The organism is Nonomuraea sp. NPDC051941, assembly GCF_044593615.1.
In genome coordinates, this window is sequence record NZ_JBIUCF010000024.1 from 180,636 (window position 1) to 195,955 (window position 15,320).

A 15,320-nucleotide genomic window follows, 5' to 3' on the forward strand; every position below is an offset into this window, starting at 1 on the left:
GACGGCCATCAGGAGCCCTTGTGGCCGGCCGCGGCGATTCTGCGTTCCCACGCGGCGTGCCGCTCGGGCGTCCAGGCGGCCTCCGTGGCGTGCCACGAGACCGGCGTGGCACCGGTGGCGGTGGACAGCCGCTCCGCCAGGTCGTCCGCGAGGTGGGCGCGGCCGGTGGCGCGCAGGTGCTCCATGTAGCGGACCGGGTCGTTGTAGTAGGTCGGCCCGACCTGCAGCGTCGCCTGCATGGGGTCGGGCAGCGCGCCCGGCCGGCCCGCGTAGGTGTGCCACCATTCCGACAGGTGCGTACGCATCTGCGCCGCCAGCTCCGGCTCCTTCTCGATCAGATCGGTGGTGAGGTGCGGGTCGGCGGTGACGTTGAAGAGCTGCTCCCACTCGGCACGGAAGCTGCCCGGATGGTAGGTCCGCATGTAGAGGTGGTCGCGGGTGCGGACCGCCCGCTGGTAGGTGTGGGCCCCGTGGCCGAGCACCAGGTACGGGCGCGACGGGATCTCGGACCCGCGTACCGCGTCGGCGAACGAGTCGCCCTGCCACCCGCCCGGGGCCGGGATGTCCAGCAGGTCGCAGAGCGTGGGGGCGAGGTCGATGTTGTACAGCAGGGCGTCGCAGCGGCGCGCGTCCTCGGGCAGGTCGTCGGTGACGCCCGGCCAGTAGACGACCAGCGGCACCCGGTGGACCGGCTCGTTGGCGTGCCCGTGCTCGGCGTAGGAGCCGTTCTCGCCGAAGGACTCCCCGTGGTCGGCGCTCACGATGATCGCGGTCTCGCCGGCGATGCCGAGCTCCTCCAGCGTGGCCAGCAGCTCGCCGAACAGGCTGTCCCAGTACATGATCGTGCCGTCGAACCCGTTGATGAGGTGCTCGAAGTCGGCTCGGGTGCGGATGGCTTCCGGCATGTTGTGCGGGACCGGGGAGCTGCGCGGCAGGACGGAATAGTGCAGGTCGAGGGCGCTGCGCGGCCCGTAGACCTCCGCGTGGCCGTCGATGGCCTCCTGGTCGGGCCAGGCCGGGGGCGGCCCGGAGGCGGCCGCCCGCTCGGTCCAGCCCGGCTCGGTCAGGTACGGCGTGTGCGGCTCCCAGTAGGTCAGGTGCAGGTACCAGTCGTCCTCGTGCGCGTGCCGGCGGATCCAGTCCAGCCCGACCCGGTTGATGTCGCGCCCGTCCTCGTCGTTGAGCTCGTTGCTGGCCCGGATCGATTCGCGGAAGTTGCCCAGGAAGTAGTAGGCCCGGTGCCGCTCGGCGAACATCGACACGGCGGCCGTGTAGTAGCCGTGCTCGCCCAGCCGCTGGCCGAGCAGCGGGCGTTCGGGATGGTTGCCGTGGCCGGAGTCGAGGCGGAACCTGGCGGCCTCGCCGAAGTGCCCGACGACGCCGTTCGTGATGCCGAACTGCCCGCTGGTCAGCGCGGTGCGCGAGGGCAGGCAGGGCGAGTCGGAGCAGTAGTAACGCTCGAACACCACGCCCTTGTCGGCCAGTGCCTGCAGGTTCGGCGTGGTCGGCCGCTGGTAGCCGTAGGGCTGCGTGTGGTCGGCTCGGAGCGTGTCGACGTCGATGTAGATGACGCGCATGGAAACCCTTCGTGTGTCGGTCAGTCGAGATCACGGGCGCAGCGGAAGCCGGTGTTGCCTCCGGAGGTGTCCGGCGTGTTGTGCGAGCGGGCGGCGACCCGGTAGCGGTTGCAGTAGGAGGCGTGGCAGAGGTACGAGCCGCCGCGCGTCACCCTGTCGGTGCCCGAGGGCGGACCGGCCGGGTTCCGCGCCTGCGCGGGGTGGTCCGTGCCCCACCAGTCGGCGCACCACTCCCAGGCGTTGCCCGCCATGTTGTGCAGGCCGAAGTCGTTGGGCGGGAACGCGTGCGCCGGGGCGGTCCCCGCGTAGCCGTCCTCGGCCGTGTTCGTGACCGGGAAGCGGCCCTGCCAGATGTTGGCCAGGTGCCGGCCCTCGGGGGTGAGCTCGTCGCCCCACGGGTAACGCCGCTGGTCGTGGCCGCCTCGGGCGGCGTACTCCCACTCCGCCTCGGTCGGCAGCCGCTTGCCGGCCCAGCGGGCGTAGGCGCCGGCGTCGTGCCAGGACACGTGGACGACCGGATGGTCGCCGCGGTCGTCCAGGCCGCTCCCCGGCCCTTCGGGATGGCGCCAGTCAGCCCCTCGGACGGCCGCCCACCACGGGGTGACCTCGGGCCGCGGCGAGATCCGGCGCAGGTCCCGGTTCAGGAAGCGGACGAAGACGTAGGACCAGCCGATGCGTTCGGCTTCCGTGACGAAGCCCGTCTCGGCCACGAATCCCGAAAAATCGTCATTCGTTACTGCGCAGCGGTCGATGAGGAACGGCGAGAGCTCCACCGAGCGGACCGGGCCCTCACCGTCGGAGGGGAAGCCCTCGGCGTCCTCGCTGCCCATCCGGAACCGCCCGCCGGGCAGCCGCACCATCCCGGCGTCGGAGCCGCGCCCCGCCCGCAGGGGCGCCGCCGCCGCCGGCGCGCCGAACGGCGGGCGGCCCGGGGTGCAGCAGGCGCTCATGCCACCGCTCCGGTGGCGTCCAGCTCTCCGGCGAAGTGGCACGCGGCCAGCTGCCCCGTTTCGGTGGGGGTGAGCTCCGGCGCCCGCTCGACGCAGACCGTACGGTCCGGGCGGTTCAGCGGCCCGATCGGACAGCGGGTGCGGAACCGGCAGCCGGTCGGCGGATTCCTGGGGCTGGGCAGGTCCCCGCCGAGCACGATCCGCTCGCGGGCACGCCCGGCGGTGTCCGGGACCGGCGACGAGGCCAGCAACGCCGCCGTGTACGGATGTTGCGGCGCGGTGTAGACCGACTCGGCGTCGCCGATCTCGACGAACCGGCCCAGGTACATCACGGCGACCCGGTCGCTGAGGTGCCGCACCACCGCGAGGTCGTGGGCGATGAACAGGTAGCCGAGATCGAGCTCGTCACGCAGGGACTCCAGCAGGTTGATGATCTGCGCCTGGATCGACACGTCCAGCGCCGAGACGGGTTCGTCGAGCACCAGCAGCTTCGGCCGGGCCGCGAGAGCGCGGGCGATGCCGATGCGCTGGCGCTGCCCCCCGGAGAAGGCGTGCGGGTAGCGGTCGAGGTGGCGCTCGCTGAGGCCGACGCGCTCCATGAGCGCCACCACCTCGGCGCCCCGCTCGCCTGCCGGCAGGCCGCGCACGGCGAGCGCCTCGTCCAGGGACTGGCGGATGGTGCGCCGCGGGTTCAACGACGCGTACGGGTCCTGGAACACGTACTGCACCGTCTCCCGCAGCTCCTTGGCGCCGGCCCCGACGCGGACCGACCCCGAGGCCGCCGCGTTGATGCCGACGATGGTGCGGGCCAGGGTGGACTTGCCGCAGCCGGACTCGCCCACCAGCCCGACGGTCTCCCCGCTGGACACCGTGAGGCTGACCCCGTCGACGGCGTACACCGGCCGGTGGCGCCGGATCAGTCCCGCCCTGTCGGCGGCGACGTCCACCCGCAGGCCGTCGATCTGCAGCAGCGGCACCGGTGTCCGGTCGCGCCGGCCCTCGGCGGCGGCGGTGCGCATCGGCGGGATCGCCGCGCCGCGCCGCGTGACGTGGCAGGCGGCCAGGTGCCCGTCGCCGCCGCGCGGCGACAGCTGCGGCACCTCACGCGCGCAGACGTCCTCGCTCAGGCGGCAGCGCGGGTGGAAGGGGCAGCCTTCCGGCAGGCGGGCAGGGTCGGGGGGAGCGCCGGGGATGGAGGGCAGGCGCCGCCCCGCGGAGTGCTCGTCGATGCGGGGCATGGCCGCGAGCAGGTCGGCGGTGTACGGCAGCTCCGGGCGGCCGAAGATGACGTCCACCGGGCCGCGTTCCATGACCCGGCCGCCGTACATCACGACGACCTCGTCGCACATCTCGGCCACCACGCCCATGTCGTGGGTGATCATCAGTACCGCGATGCCCAGCTCGTCGCGGAGCCGGCCGAGCAGCCGCAGGATCTGCGCCTGGACGGTCACGTCCAGCGCGGTCGTCGGCTCGTCGGCGATCAGCAGCGAGGGCGAGCCGGCCAGGGCCACCGCGATCACGACGCGCTGCCGCATGCCGCCGGAGAACTGGTGGGGGTAGTCGCCGATCCGGCGCTCGGCGTCGGGGATGCCGACCTGGACCAGCAGCTCCAGGGCCCGCCGCCGGGCCGCCCGCTTGCCGGTGCCGTGCACGATCAGCGCTTCGGCGATCTGGTCGCCGACGGTCATCGCGGGGTTGAGCGCGGACTGCGGGTCCTGGAACACCATCGCGATCTCCCGGCCGCGCAGCTCCCGCATCCGCTTCTCCGGCAGGGTCAGCAGATCCGTGCCGCGGTAGCGCACCTCCCCCGAGGTGATCCGGCCCGGGGGACGCACCATGCGCAGGATCGAGCGGGCGGCCACGGACTTGCCGGAGCCCGACTCCCCCACGATGCCGACGATCTGCCCGGGGCTGATCGAGAACGTCACGTCGTTGACCGCGTGGACCACGCCGTCCGGCGTGTCGAACTGGGTACGCAGGCCGCGCACCTCCAGCAGGGAGTCGTTCATCGTCGGTTCGCCGCCTGGTTCAGAGCGTCGGACAGGAGGGTGAAGGCCAGCGCGAGCAGCAGCAGGACGAGTCCGGGGCCGAGCACGTAGGAGGGCAGGCTGTCGATGTAGCGGGCGCCCACGTTGAGCATCGCGCCCAGCGACGGGTTCGGCGGGTTGATCCCGAGCCCGACGATGCTCAGCCCTGCCTCGATGAAGATCGCGACCACCATGAACACGGTGGCCTGCACGAGGATCGGGTCGGCCACGTTGGGCAGGATGTGGCGGACCATCACCGTCGAGCGCGGCACGCCGAGCACCCGGGCCGCCAGCACGTACTCCCGCTGCTGCTGGGCGAGCAGGCCCGCGCGGGCGAGCCGGCCGAAGCCGGGCAGACCGGCGATGACGATCGCCGTGAACAGCGCCTTCCAGCCGGCGCCGATCATCATGACGATCATGATGCCGAGGATCAGGCCGGGGAAGCCGAGGATGATGTCCAGCACGCGCTGGGTCACCGAGCCGAGCCTGCGCGACACGTAGCCGGACAGGCCGAGCAGGGTGCCGATCGCCATGCTCACCGGCACCGCGGTGAGGATCAGGCTCAGGTCGGTACGCAGGCCGTACAGCGTCCGCACCACGATGTCGCGGCCGAACTCGTCGGTGCCCAGCGGATGTCCCATGGACGGCCCGGCGAGCGCGTCCCTGGCCTGCTGGTCGTAGCCACCGGGGGCGAGCACCGGCGCGAGCAGGGCCAGCGCGACCAGCAGCGTCAGCAGCACGGCCCCCGCGAGCCCCTTCGGGGTCCGGAACGCCTGCGCGTAGCGGGCCGGCGCGCCGCCGCGCTCGCGCCGCCGCCGGACCGGCTTCTCCCCCGCCGCGATCACGGGCGCTCTCTTCGCAATCGTCATGTCACTGCCCCAATCGGATGCGAGGGTCGAGGGCGGCCAGGGAGATCTCCGTCAGCAGCTGCGCGATCACGGCGATGAGCACCGTGCCGACGATGAGCACCTGGATGACCGCGTAGTCGGCGCTCTGCGCGGCCGAGACGGCCAGCTGCCCCAGCCCGTTCCTGGCGAAGATCGCCTCGATGACCACCGCGCCCGCCAGCAGGTCGCCGAACCTGATCCCGATCGCCACCACCGCCGGGCCGAGGCTGTTGCGCAGCACGTGCCGGACGCTGATCCGCCGGGTCGGCACGCCCTTGGCCACCGCCAGGTCGACGAAGTCCTCCTGGCGCACTGCCAGCATCGAGGTCTGCACCAGCCGCGCCACCCCGGCCAACATCGGCAGGGCCAGCGCCAGCGAGGGCAGCAGCAGGTACTGCAGCCCGAGGTCCGGGCGCTCCAGCACCGACATCTCCCCGCTGATGGGCAGGATCCGGATCGCGACCCCGAACGCCAGGATGAGCAGCAGCCCGACCAGGAACGGGGGCGCGGCCAGCAGGCTGGTGTTCGTCGCGTCGGCGAGCGCACGCGACCACCGCGAGCGGGCGGAGCCGGCCAGCACGCCCAGGCCGATCCCGACCACGGCCAGGAACAGCCCGGCCAGCACCGCCAGCTCCACGGTGCTGCCGACCCGGGTCGCGATCAGCTCGGCCACCGGACGGCCGTACTGGAAGGACCGCCCGAGGTCGCCGGTGAACAGGCCCCCCATCCAGCTCAGGTACTGCGACACCAGCGGCTGGTCCAGGCCCAGCTGGGCGCGGACGGCGGCGATGGTCTCGGGGGTGGCCTCCGGGCCGGCGATCACGGCGGCCGGATCGCCGGGGGTCAGCCGCGGCAGCAGGAACGCGATCACGCTGGTGGCCAGCAGCACCAGGACCACCGACGGGACGCGCTTGACCAGGTAGCGGATCATCGGACCAGGCACGTCTCACGCGAGAGGAGCCCGCCGGAGACCAGGGAGAACCCCTGGACGGCCGTGGACTTGACCGTGATGGCCGGCGTCCTCACCAGCACGTGCTGGACCGCCTGGTCAAGCATGTACGCGGTGAGCTTCTGCACCGCCTCCGCTCCGGCCTGCCCGCCGCCCGCCTCGATCACCCCGCGCACGAGAGCGGTGTACTCCTTGCTGGTGAAGGTGCGGTGGGCGCCTTGCAGGCGTACGTCCGGATTCGTCTGCGCGACCAGCGACGGGCTGGGCACCTGCCCGCGGAAGGACAGGTAGTTGCCGCCCTTCCCGGCGGCCAGCCGTGACTGGTAGTCCGGCGCGGGCAGGGCGACCAGCTTCGGCCGGAGCCCGACGTCGGTGAGGTTGTTGGCGATGATCTGGTACACGGCCTGCAGCTGGGGGTTGTTGATGATGGTGATCGGCACCTCGGCCCCGCTCGCGCCGGCTTCCTTGATCAGCTCCCGTGCCCGGGCGGGATCGTGGCGGTAGGCGTTCTCGCGGTCCTTGGGGTACTCCGGTCCGGCCGGCCACACCAGGCCGCCGGTCTCGCCGAGGCCGCTGAAGACCTGCTGCTTGATGCGGTCGCGGTCGATGGCGTACCCGACGGCCTGGCGGGCCTCCTTCTTGGCGAACGCTCCGCTCGCGGTGTCCAGGACGAGGGAGTACAGCACCTGCTGGCCCTCGTAGAGCTGGAACTGGCCGCCCTTCTGGGTGACGGTGGCGGCGTCCTGCGTCGTCAGGCCGGAGGCCAGCTGCGTCCGCCCGGACCGCAGCGCGGCGAGCTGAGCGGTCGAGTCCGCGATGACCACGTTCTCGATGCGGTCGAGGTGCGGCAGGCCCCGCTGCCAGTAACGGTCGTTGCGGACCAGCACGAGCTGGGCGCCCGGTTGGTACCGCTCCACCTTGTACGGCCCGGTCCCGATGAACTTCGAGCCGTCGGCGAGGTCCTTGTAGGTCTGCGAGTCCACGATGGGGGTGTCGTCGAGGACGCTCGCCAGCACGGGCGACAGGGGTGTCTCGGACTCGATCGTCACCTCGTGGTCGCCGGTCGCCTTGAGCCGCCAGCCGCCGATGATCTGCTTGTCGTTCGACGGGCTCGCCGGTTCGAGCGCCTGTTTGAAGGTGAACAGCACGTCGGCCGAGGTGAAGGGGCGGCCGGAATGGAAGGTCACGCCCTGGCGCAGGCTGAGCGTGGCGGTCCGGTCGTCGGCGCCGACCTTCCACGCGGTGGCCAGCAACGGGACCGGGTTCGCAATGTCGCCGTCCTTGACGCTCATGAGCGGTTCGAAGACCCCGCGTACCCAGAACAGGTTCGCGGCACCCTGGGCGAGCACCCGGCCGGGGATGGGCGGCTGGGCGCTGGCGACGACCAGCGTGCCGCCCTCGCGGCAGCTCGCGGTGGACCCGCCGGCGGCTTGTTGCCGCTCCAGCTGGACCGCGGACTGGCAGCCTGCCGTCAACGCGGACGACAGGGCCAGCGCCAGCAGGACTCGGAGATTCGGACGGGAGTATGGACGGCTTTGTACGCCTGTGCGCATGGTGGAACTCCTCGTGAAGCCGGGGACGACGCCGCCTGCGCTTGCGTCGTCATGCCGACTGACGCACCGGTCCACGCGGGACCGGCACCGGGGGGTGTTTCTGGAAGGTCAGGCCTTCGTGCTCGGGATCGCTTCGAGCCGCAGCAGACTCGTCTCGAAGAGCCCGCACATGTCGGTCGCGGGGTCGCGGAGCCATTGCAGTTGCAGGCCGTTCATCAGAGAGACCAGTTCGGCGGCCGTGGCGGCCGGATCGAGGGACGGGGACAGCCGTCCCTTCTCCTGGTCGGCGATGACCAGCCGGGCGATCCGGCCGCGGACTCGCTGGTTGCGCTGGTAGAAGAAGTCGTGGGCCGGGTGCGCCGGGTTGAGGCTCTCGGCCGACTGGACGGTGAACAGCCGGACGAGGCCGGGTTGGGTCTCGTTGCGGCGGCAGAACGCCATCAGCCATTCCCTGGTGGTAACCTCCACACCCTGGAACTGCGCTTCGACGTGCTGCTCGTCTTGGAGGTCGCGCTGCTGGAGCACCGCGAGGATGAGGGATTCCTTGCTGTCGAAGTGGTGCAGCAGCCCCGGCTGGGAGACTCCGACCTTCTGGGCCACCTCGGCCAGGCTCGTACCCCGGAAGCCCGCGATGGCGAACGCGTCCGCGGCGACGGCGAGGATCTGCTCCCGTCGCGCGGCGGCCGGGCGGCGGACCCGGCCACTCTCCGCTCGTGCCATGCGTGCCTCCTCTTCGACGCCGACCGACTCACTGGTCCGGTTACCACGGTGTGAATTACTCGCAACCTACCGAGTACTCGGTAAGTAAGGAAGCCCCTACTTGTCAGTAACTTACGGCGTGGCGGCGACTTCCGTACGCAATCGAAGCAGCGCGTCGCACGGATCGGCCGGCAGGTCCCGCAGCAGGCCGACCAGGAGGCGGATCATCCGGGCCGGCGAGCGGTCGCGCGATACCGCCACAAAGCCGTAATGGCGACCCCCGGAACCGGGGGTCGCCATGGGCCGGGGGTCCTACTTGAGGCTGTCCGGGACGCCGGACTTGTCGCCGAGGCCGACGAGGTAGTCCGCGTACTCCTTCACGTTGTCCTTCTTGACGAGCTTGCCCTGCAGCGTCTCGTCGGCCTGCACCTGCTTGCCGCCCAGGACGTCGGAGGCCAGCGAGACCACCTTCTGCCCGAGCGCGAACGGCGACTCGGCGTTCGTGGCGTACATCTCGCCCGCCGCGACGGCGGCCAGCGCGTCGGCGATGCCGTCGTTGCCGACGACCTTGACCTTGCCCACCAGGTTGCGGGCCTTGAGCGCGGACAGCACGCCCATGGCCATCTCGTCGTTGGCCGCGTACACGCCGTCGATGTCGGGGTTGGCCTGCAGCACGTTCGTCATGACGTTCAGGGCCTTGGCCCGGTCGAAGTCGGCCGCCTGCGTGGCGACGACCTTGATGTCCTTGTGCGTGGCGATCTGCTGCTGGAAGCCCTTGCTGCGGTCCTGGGCCACGTTGGTGCCGAGGATGCCCTGGATCTCGACGACCTTGCCCTTGCCGCCGACGGCCTCGGCCAGCGCGTCGGCCGCGTTCTTGCCGGCCTGGACGGCGTCGTAGCCGACGAACGTGGCCAGCTTGCCGCCGGACGGCTTACGGTCGAAGGCCATCACGGGGATGCTCGCCGAGTTCGCCTGGGTGACGGAGCTGCTGGCCGACTGGCTGCCCACCGGGTCGAGGATGAGGATCCCGGTCTGCTTGGAGATGGCGGTCGTCGCCTGGTTGAGGAAGGTGGCGTCGGAGTTGTCGGCGTTCTGCACGTTCAGGGTGATGCCGCTCTTGGCGGCCTGGGCCTCGGCGCCGTCCTTCACGCTGATGAAGAACGGGTTGCCGAGCGTGCTCATGATGATCGTGGCGTCCTTCTTGCCGGACGCCTGGGAGGCGCCCGTGGTCGCCTCCTCGCCGCCCCGGCTGCAGGCGGTGAGGGAGACGGCGGCCAGGATCGCGACGGCGACGAGTTTGCGGGGAGTGCGCATGGATCTTTCCTTTAGATGTGCTGGGCGAGTTCTGGGGTACGGACGGGGGATTCGGCCCTGCGTGGCACGAGCCTGCGCAGGATGTCCACGTTGCGGTCGAGGAAGACGGCCAGGAGGATGACCAGGCCCTTCACCACGTCCTGAAGGAACGGGGAGACGTCGAGCAGGTTCATGCCGTTGTCGATGACGCCGAGCACGAGCGCCCCGACGAGGGTGCCGAGCAGGGTGCCGCGACCGCCGGCCAGGCTGGTGCCGCCGATGATGACGGCCGCGATGGCGTCCAGCTCCAGGCCGGCGCCGGCGGTCGGCTGGGCCGTGGACAGCCGGGCGGTGATGATGAACCCGGCCAGGGACGCCAGCACGCCGCTGATGACGAAGGCGAGGATCTTGACGCGGTGTACCCTGATGCCGGACAGCCGGGCGGCCTCGACGTTGTCGCCGGTGGCGTAGACGTAACGGCCGAAGCGGGTGCGGGCCAGGACGTACCCGAAGATCCCGAACGCCACCAGCATGATCCACACCGGCACCGGCACGCCCGCGAACCGAGCCTGCCCGATCCCCTGGAAGTCGTAGTCCGTCACCGGGATCGGGTTGCCCGAGGTGATGTGCAGGGTCAGCCCCGCGAACACCGACATCGTGGCCAGCGTCGCGATGAACGACGGCATCCTGGTCCTGGTCACGAGCAGGCCGTTGACCAGCCCGATGGCCGCGCCGGTCGCCAGGCCCGCGGCCAGCGCGGGGATCAGCCCGTACGGGCCGAGCGTCAGGGCGGTGACGACGGCGGAGAAGCCGAGCGCCGAGCCCACGGACAGGTCGATCTCGGCAAGGATGATCACATAGGTCTGCCCGGCCGCGAGCAGCGCGGCCACGGAGGTCGCGAGCGCGACGTTGAGCAGGTTCGTCGGGGTGAGGAAGACCGGCGAGGCCACCGAGAGGACGATCCCTACCAGGAGGAGCATCCACACCGCGCGCAGCCGGCCCGCGACGGTCTTGAGCTTCGAGGTCATGCGGCACCTACCAGTGCGTGCTTGAGGATGGACTGCTCGTCGAGGTCGTCGCCGGTCAGCTCGGCGACGAGCCGTCCCTCGCGCATCACGACCACGCGGTCGGACATGGCGACGAGTTCCGGCAGGTCGGAGCTCACGAGCAGGACGGCGACGCCGTCCGCGGTGAGCTGGTTGATGATCCGGTAGATCTCGGTCTTGGCCCCGACGTCCACGCCGCGGGTCGGCTCGTCCATGAGCAGCACCCGCGGCCGGGTCATCACCCACTTGGCGAACAGGGCCTTCTGCTGGTTGCCGCCGGACAGCGAGCTGACCGCGATCGACGGGGAGGCGGCGCGCACCCGCAGCTCCGAGATGACCGCGCCGGTGGCGGCGCGCTCCTTGCCGCGCCGTACGACTCCGCTCCCGGAGCTGAAGTCGCGCAGCGAGGCCAGCGACACGTTCGCCTCGACCGACTGGCCCATGCACAGGCCCTCCGCCTGCCGGTCGGGCGACAGGTAGGCGATCCGGCTGCCGATCGCGTCCTGGACGCTCGCGACGCGTACGCCGGAGCCGTCCACGAGCACGGACCCGCCGGTCATCGGCTGCAGGCCGAACAGCGCGCGCAGCAGGTCGCTGCGCCCGCAGCCGACCACGCCGCCGATGCCGACCACCTCGCCGGCCCTGACCTGGAGATCGATGTCGTGGAAGCGGGTGCCGCCACCGCCGCGCACCTCCAGCACGACCTCGTCCCCGGCGTTGCGGTCCTTGGGGTAGAAGTCGTCCACGGCGTCGCCGACCATCGCGGTGACGACCTCGGCCGGGGTGAGCCGCTCGGTGGGGGCGTCGAGCGTGACCCGGCCGTCGCGCAGCACGACGATGCGGTCCGACAGGGCGAAGACCTCGTCCAGCCGGTGGCTGATGTAGATCACCGAGACGCCGGCCTCGCGCAGCCGGTTCACCTGGGCGAAGAGCTGCTCGGACTCCTGCTCGTCGAGCGCCGCGGTCGGCTCGTCGAGGATGATCAGCCGCAGCTCGTGCGTCATCGCCTTGGCGATCTCGAGCATCTGCCGCTCGGCCACGCTCAGCTCGCTGACCTGGCGATGCACGTCGATCTCCATGCCGAGGCGGCGCAGCGCCTGCCTGGCCTCGGCGGCCATGCGCTGCTTGGAGACGAACAGGCGGCCGAAGACGCGCTCGCGGTCCAGCACGTACATGTTCTCGGCCACGCTGAGGTGCGGGAACAGGTTCTGCTGGAACTCCTGGTAGATGACCTCGATGCCCTGCGCCATCGCGGCCTGCGGGTCCTTGAGCACCGTCGCGGTCCCGTCGATCAGCAGCCGTCCCGAGTCGGGCTGGTGCGCGCCGGAGATCACCCGGGTGAGCGTGGACTTGCCCGCCCCGTTCTCCCCGACGAGCGCCACGACCTCGCCGGGTCCGACGTCGAAGCTGACGCCGCGCAGAACGCTGTTGTCGCCGAAGGACTTGCGCACATCGGCCAGCTGGAGATGCATGCCAGGCTCCCGATCAGTACACGACGCCCGCGGTGAGCAGGACGTTGGCGTACGGGGTGAACTCGCCGGAGCGCACGGCCGCCCTGGCTCCGGCGGTGGCCTGCTTGAACTCGGTGTGCGGCAGGAACGCCAGCGTCAGGCCGAGCCGGTCGAACCGCTCCTCGATCGCGGCCAGCATGTCCGGGCTGTGCTGCTTGATCTCCTCGGACAGCCGCACGCCCTCCACGGCCACCTCGTCGAGCACCGCGTCCAGCAGGTCGAGGAAACGCGGCAGGTTCTCCCTGACGGCCAGGTCCACGCGTTCCACCTCCCTCGGGATGGGCAGTCCCGCGTCGGTGACCACGATCGTGTCCGTGTGGCCGAGCTCGGAGATCACGCGGGCGAGCTGGGCGTTGAGCGTTCCTTGGTTGCGCCTCATCGGGTGGCTCCTTCCATGGAGGTGTTGACCAGTGGCTCGACCTCGTCCCTGCCGGGGAGCGAGGGGCTGGCTCCTGCCTTGGTGGTGGCCAGGGCGCCGGCCGCCATGCCGTACTGGATGGCGGTGTCCACGTCGAGGCCGGCGGCGAGGGCGCCGCCGAAGAAGCCGGTGAACGCGTCGCCGGCCGCCGTGGTGTCCACGGGCGTCACGGCGTACGCGGGGAAGTGGCGGGTGCGTTCCTTCGTGACCGACAGGGCGCCGCCCGCGCCGAGGGTGATGATCGCGTGGCTCACGCCGCGCTCCAGGAACCAGGCCGCCGCCCGCTCCGCCGACTCCAGGTCCGTGACCTGGACGCCGGTCAGCACGGTGGCCTCGCTCTCGTTCGGGGTCACGATGTCGAGGTACGGCCACACGTCGTCCGGCAGCTCCTGGGCGGGCGCCGGGTCCAGGACCACGGTCAGCCCGGCCGCCGCGCCCTCCCGCGCCGCGTGGCAGGCGACCTCCGTCCGGATCTCGACCTGGAGCAGCAGGACGCCGACCCGGTCGCGGACGCGCTCGATGCTCTCCGTGACCATCGCCTCGTCGAGGGAGGCGTTGGCGAGCGGCGTGATGACGATGTCGTTCTCGCCCGAGGCGTCCACGCGGATGTGGGCGACGCCCGTACGGCCTTCGACCGTGCGGACCTCGGTGAGCGTGACGCCGTGCGTCTCCAGGCCGGACAGCACGATGTCGCGGAACGGGTCCTGGCCCACGCAGGCGGCCATCCAGGTCGGCGCGCCCGAGTGGGCCGCGGCCACGGCCTGGTTCGCGCCCTTGCCGCCGAGCACGAGGGTGAAGTCGTCGCCGAGCACGGTCTCACCGCGCCGCGGCAGCCGCCGGCTGAACGCCGTGACGTCCGCGGTGATGCTCCCGACGACGAGAACACCGGTGGGTTCCATGGGGGTTCCTCCAGATTCGGGGATGGGTGAGCCGAGGGCACGGCCATGCGCCGTGTCCTTGCGGGTGCGGGGTCGATCAGATCCCGGCGGGGTGCCAGACCGTCTTGGTCTCCATGAACGTGGTCATGCGTCTCGTCCCGCGGTCCTCCGCCGCGGTGAGCACGCGTTTGAAGTTCTCGGCCGCGGCCTGTTCGCAGGCCTGCTTCAGCTCGGGGTCCGCCACGCCGGTGAGGTCGAGCCCGTTGACGTCCATGTGCGCCGCCAGCCACGGGGCCAGCTCGGCCTGGTGCCCGGTGAGGATGTTCACGACGCCGCCCGGCAGGTCGGAGGTGGCCAGCACTTCGGCGAACGTGATCGCGGGCAGCGGCGCCCGCTCCGAGGCGACCACGACGCAGGTGTTGCCGGTGACGATCACGGGTGCGACGGCGGTGACGAGGCCGAGGAGGGGCTCGGCGGGCGCGATGACCGCGACCACCCCGGCCGGTTCCGGCGAGGACAGGTTGAAGTACGGGCCCGCGACCGGGTTGGCCGTGCCGCGCACGGCGGCGATCTTGTCGGACCAGCCCGCGTACCAGACGAGCCGGTCGACGGCGGTGTCCACCTGCTCCAGCGCCTGCTTGCGCGGGCCGCCGAGCTCGTCGGCGAACTGGGCGCGGCGGCCCTCCAGCATCTCGGCGACGCGGTAGAGGATCTGGCCCCGGTTGTAGGCGGTGGCGCCCGACCAGCCGGGAAACGCCTTGCGGGCGGCCACCACGGCGTCGCGGGCGTCCTTGCGCGAGGCCCTGGCGGCGTGCTCCGTTCGCGTCACGGGGTAGGACCTCCCGCTCTCCGAGCGCGGGAACGCTCCACCGATGAAGAGCTTGTACGTTTTGCGCACGGTCACTCGTCGATCAGACATCGAGGTATGCCTCCAAGCCGTGCAGCCCGCCTTCGCGGCCATAGCCGGACTCCTTGTAACCGCCGAACGGCGAGGCCGGATCGAACTTGTTGAACGTGTTGGCCCACACCACCCCCGCCCGCAGCCGGTCAGCCATCCACAGGATCCGCGACCCCTTCTCCGTCCAGATCCCCGCCGACAACCCATACGGCGTGTTGTTGGCCTTCTCCACCGCCTCAGCCGGCGTGCGGAACGTCAGCACCGACAACACCGGACCGAAGATCTCCTCCCGGGCGATCGTGTGCGACTGCGCCACCCCCGTGAAGATCGTGGGCGGGAACCAGAACCCCCGCTCCGGCAGCTCGCAGGCCGGCGACCAGCGCTCGGCCCCCTCCGACTCCCCGACCGCCGACAGCTCGCGGATCCTGGCCAGCTGCTCGGCCGAGTTGATCGCGCCCACGTCGGTGTTCTTGTCCAGCGGATCACCCACCCGCAGCGTGCCCAGCCGCCGCTTCAACGCCGCCAGCAACTCTTCCTGGACCGACTCCTCCACCAGCAGCCGCGACCCGGCGCAGCACACGTGACCCTGGTTGAAGAAGATCCCGTTCACGATCCCCTCCACCGCCTGGTCGAT

At 71.3% G+C, this 15,320-nt stretch carries 15 protein-coding genes; all 15 read right to left on the reverse strand.

Features of this window, described 5'->3' with window-relative positions; genetic code table 11:
• Positions 1-8 precede the first annotated feature (8 nt).
• A complete protein-coding gene (locus ACIHFD_RS35630) occupies positions 9-1,577 on the reverse strand; it encodes a sulfatase (RefSeq protein ID WP_397370691.1) in 1,569 nt (522 codons plus the stop codon).
• A 20-nt stretch (positions 1,578-1,597) separates the two neighbouring features.
• Complete coding sequence (locus ACIHFD_RS35635) at positions 1,598-2,527, reverse strand: formylglycine-generating enzyme family protein (protein ID WP_397370692.1); 930 nt, start codon at positions 2,525-2,527, stop codon at positions 1,598-1,600.
• Positions 2,524-4,536, reverse strand: a complete 2,013-nt coding sequence (locus tag ACIHFD_RS35640; protein WP_397370693.1) for a dipeptide ABC transporter ATP-binding protein — start codon at positions 4,534-4,536, stop codon at positions 2,524-2,526. Before ACIHFD_RS35640 ends, ACIHFD_RS35635 begins: the two co-directional genes overlap by 4 nt.
• Positions 4,533-5,423 (reverse strand): ABC transporter permease, encoded by an 891-nt coding sequence (locus tag ACIHFD_RS35645; RefSeq protein ID WP_355199926.1) that lies wholly within the window; start codon positions 5,421-5,423, stop codon positions 4,533-4,535. The genes ACIHFD_RS35640 and ACIHFD_RS35645 overlap by 4 nt, the downstream gene beginning before the upstream one ends.
• Position 5,424: 1 nt before the next feature.
• A complete protein-coding gene (locus tag ACIHFD_RS35650) occupies positions 5,425-6,372 on the reverse strand; it encodes an ABC transporter permease (RefSeq protein ID WP_397370694.1) in 948 nt (315 codons plus the stop codon).
• Entirely contained in the window at positions 6,369-7,943 is a 1,575-nt protein-coding gene (locus tag ACIHFD_RS35655; RefSeq protein WP_397370695.1) for an ABC transporter substrate-binding protein, read from the reverse strand. Before ACIHFD_RS35655 ends, ACIHFD_RS35650 begins: the two co-directional genes overlap by 4 nt.
• Positions 7,944-8,051: 108 nt before the next feature.
• On the reverse strand, positions 8,052-8,663 hold the full coding sequence (locus ACIHFD_RS35660; protein WP_397370696.1) for a TetR/AcrR family transcriptional regulator: 612 nt from the start codon (positions 8,661-8,663) through the stop codon (positions 8,052-8,054).
• Positions 8,664-8,774: 111 nt separating this feature from the next.
• Complete coding sequence (locus ACIHFD_RS35665; protein ID WP_397370697.1) at positions 8,775-8,903, reverse strand: hypothetical protein; 129 nt, start codon at positions 8,901-8,903, stop codon at positions 8,775-8,777.
• A gap of 51 nt (positions 8,904-8,954) precedes the next feature.
• The gene (locus ACIHFD_RS35670; protein ID WP_355199931.1) at positions 8,955-9,956 is read right to left on the reverse strand and encodes a substrate-binding domain-containing protein; all 1,002 of its coding nucleotides are present in this window, start codon (positions 9,954-9,956) and stop codon (positions 8,955-8,957) included.
• Between the two features lie 11 nt (positions 9,957-9,967).
• Positions 9,968-10,963: an ABC transporter permease gene (locus tag ACIHFD_RS35675; RefSeq protein ID WP_350735823.1), complete on the reverse strand. Its 996-nt coding sequence runs from the start codon at positions 10,961-10,963 to the stop codon at positions 9,968-9,970.
• Positions 10,960-12,453, reverse strand: coding sequence for a sugar ABC transporter ATP-binding protein (locus ACIHFD_RS35680; RefSeq protein WP_355199932.1), 1,494 nt, complete (start codon positions 12,451-12,453; stop codon positions 10,960-10,962). Before ACIHFD_RS35680 ends, ACIHFD_RS35675 begins: the two co-directional genes overlap by 4 nt.
• Positions 12,454-12,466: 13 nt before the next feature.
• Positions 12,467-12,871 carry a D-ribose pyranase gene (gene rbsD, locus ACIHFD_RS35685; RefSeq protein ID WP_397370698.1) on the reverse strand — a complete coding sequence of 135 codons (405 nt, stop codon included), beginning with the start codon at positions 12,869-12,871 and terminating at the stop codon, positions 12,467-12,469.
• Positions 12,868-13,809 (reverse strand): ribokinase, encoded by a 942-nt coding sequence (locus tag ACIHFD_RS35690; RefSeq protein WP_397370700.1) that lies wholly within the window; start codon positions 13,807-13,809, stop codon positions 12,868-12,870. The genes rbsD and ACIHFD_RS35690 overlap by 4 nt, the downstream gene beginning before the upstream one ends.
• A gap of 76 nt (positions 13,810-13,885) precedes the next feature.
• Complete coding sequence (locus ACIHFD_RS35695) at positions 13,886-14,749, reverse strand: aldehyde dehydrogenase family protein (RefSeq protein ID WP_397370701.1); 864 nt, start codon at positions 14,747-14,749, stop codon at positions 13,886-13,888.
• A partial coding sequence (locus ACIHFD_RS35700) for an aldehyde dehydrogenase family protein (RefSeq protein ID WP_397370702.1) occupies positions 14,700-15,320 on the reverse strand: 621 nt, incomplete at its 5' end. The genes ACIHFD_RS35695 and ACIHFD_RS35700, both read right to left, overlap by 50 nt.

Bases quoted from the DNA above. Each gene is read 5' to 3' on its own strand.
- ACIHFD_RS35630 (WP_397370691.1), bottom strand. From the start codon at position 1,577: ATGCGCGTCATCTACATCGACGTCGACACGCTCCGAGCCGACCACACG.
- ACIHFD_RS35635 (WP_397370692.1), bottom strand. From the start codon at position 2,527: ATGAGCGCCTGCTGCACCCCGGGCCGCCCGCCGTTCGGCGCGCCGGCG.
- ACIHFD_RS35640 (WP_397370693.1), bottom strand. From the start codon at position 4,536: ATGAACGACTCCCTGCTGGAGGTGCGCGGCCTGCGTACCCAGTTCGAC.
- ACIHFD_RS35645 (WP_355199926.1), bottom strand. From the start codon at position 5,423: ATGACGATTGCGAAGAGAGCGCCCGTGATCGCGGCGGGGGAGAAGCCG.
- ACIHFD_RS35650 (WP_397370694.1), bottom strand. From the start codon at position 6,372: ATGATCCGCTACCTGGTCAAGCGCGTCCCGTCGGTGGTCCTGGTGCTG.
- ACIHFD_RS35655 (WP_397370695.1), bottom strand. From the start codon at position 7,943: ATGCGCACAGGCGTACAAAGCCGTCCATACTCCCGTCCGAATCTCCGA.
- ACIHFD_RS35660 (WP_397370696.1), bottom strand. From the start codon at position 8,663: ATGGCACGAGCGGAGAGTGGCCGGGTCCGCCGCCCGGCCGCCGCGCGA.
- ACIHFD_RS35670 (WP_355199931.1), bottom strand. From the start codon at position 9,956: ATGCGCACTCCCCGCAAACTCGTCGCCGTCGCGATCCTGGCCGCCGTC.
- ACIHFD_RS35675 (WP_350735823.1), bottom strand. From the start codon at position 10,963: ATGACCTCGAAGCTCAAGACCGTCGCGGGCCGGCTGCGCGCGGTGTGG.
- ACIHFD_RS35680 (WP_355199932.1), bottom strand. From the start codon at position 12,453: ATGCATCTCCAGCTGGCCGATGTGCGCAAGTCCTTCGGCGACAACAGC.
- rbsD (WP_397370698.1), bottom strand. From the start codon at position 12,871: ATGAGGCGCAACCAAGGAACGCTCAACGCCCAGCTCGCCCGCGTGATC.
- ACIHFD_RS35690 (WP_397370700.1), bottom strand. From the start codon at position 13,809: ATGGAACCCACCGGTGTTCTCGTCGTCGGGAGCATCACCGCGGACGTC.
- ACIHFD_RS35695 (WP_397370701.1), bottom strand. From the start codon at position 14,749: ATGGCCGCGAAGGCGGGCTGCACGGCTTGGAGGCATACCTCGATGTCT.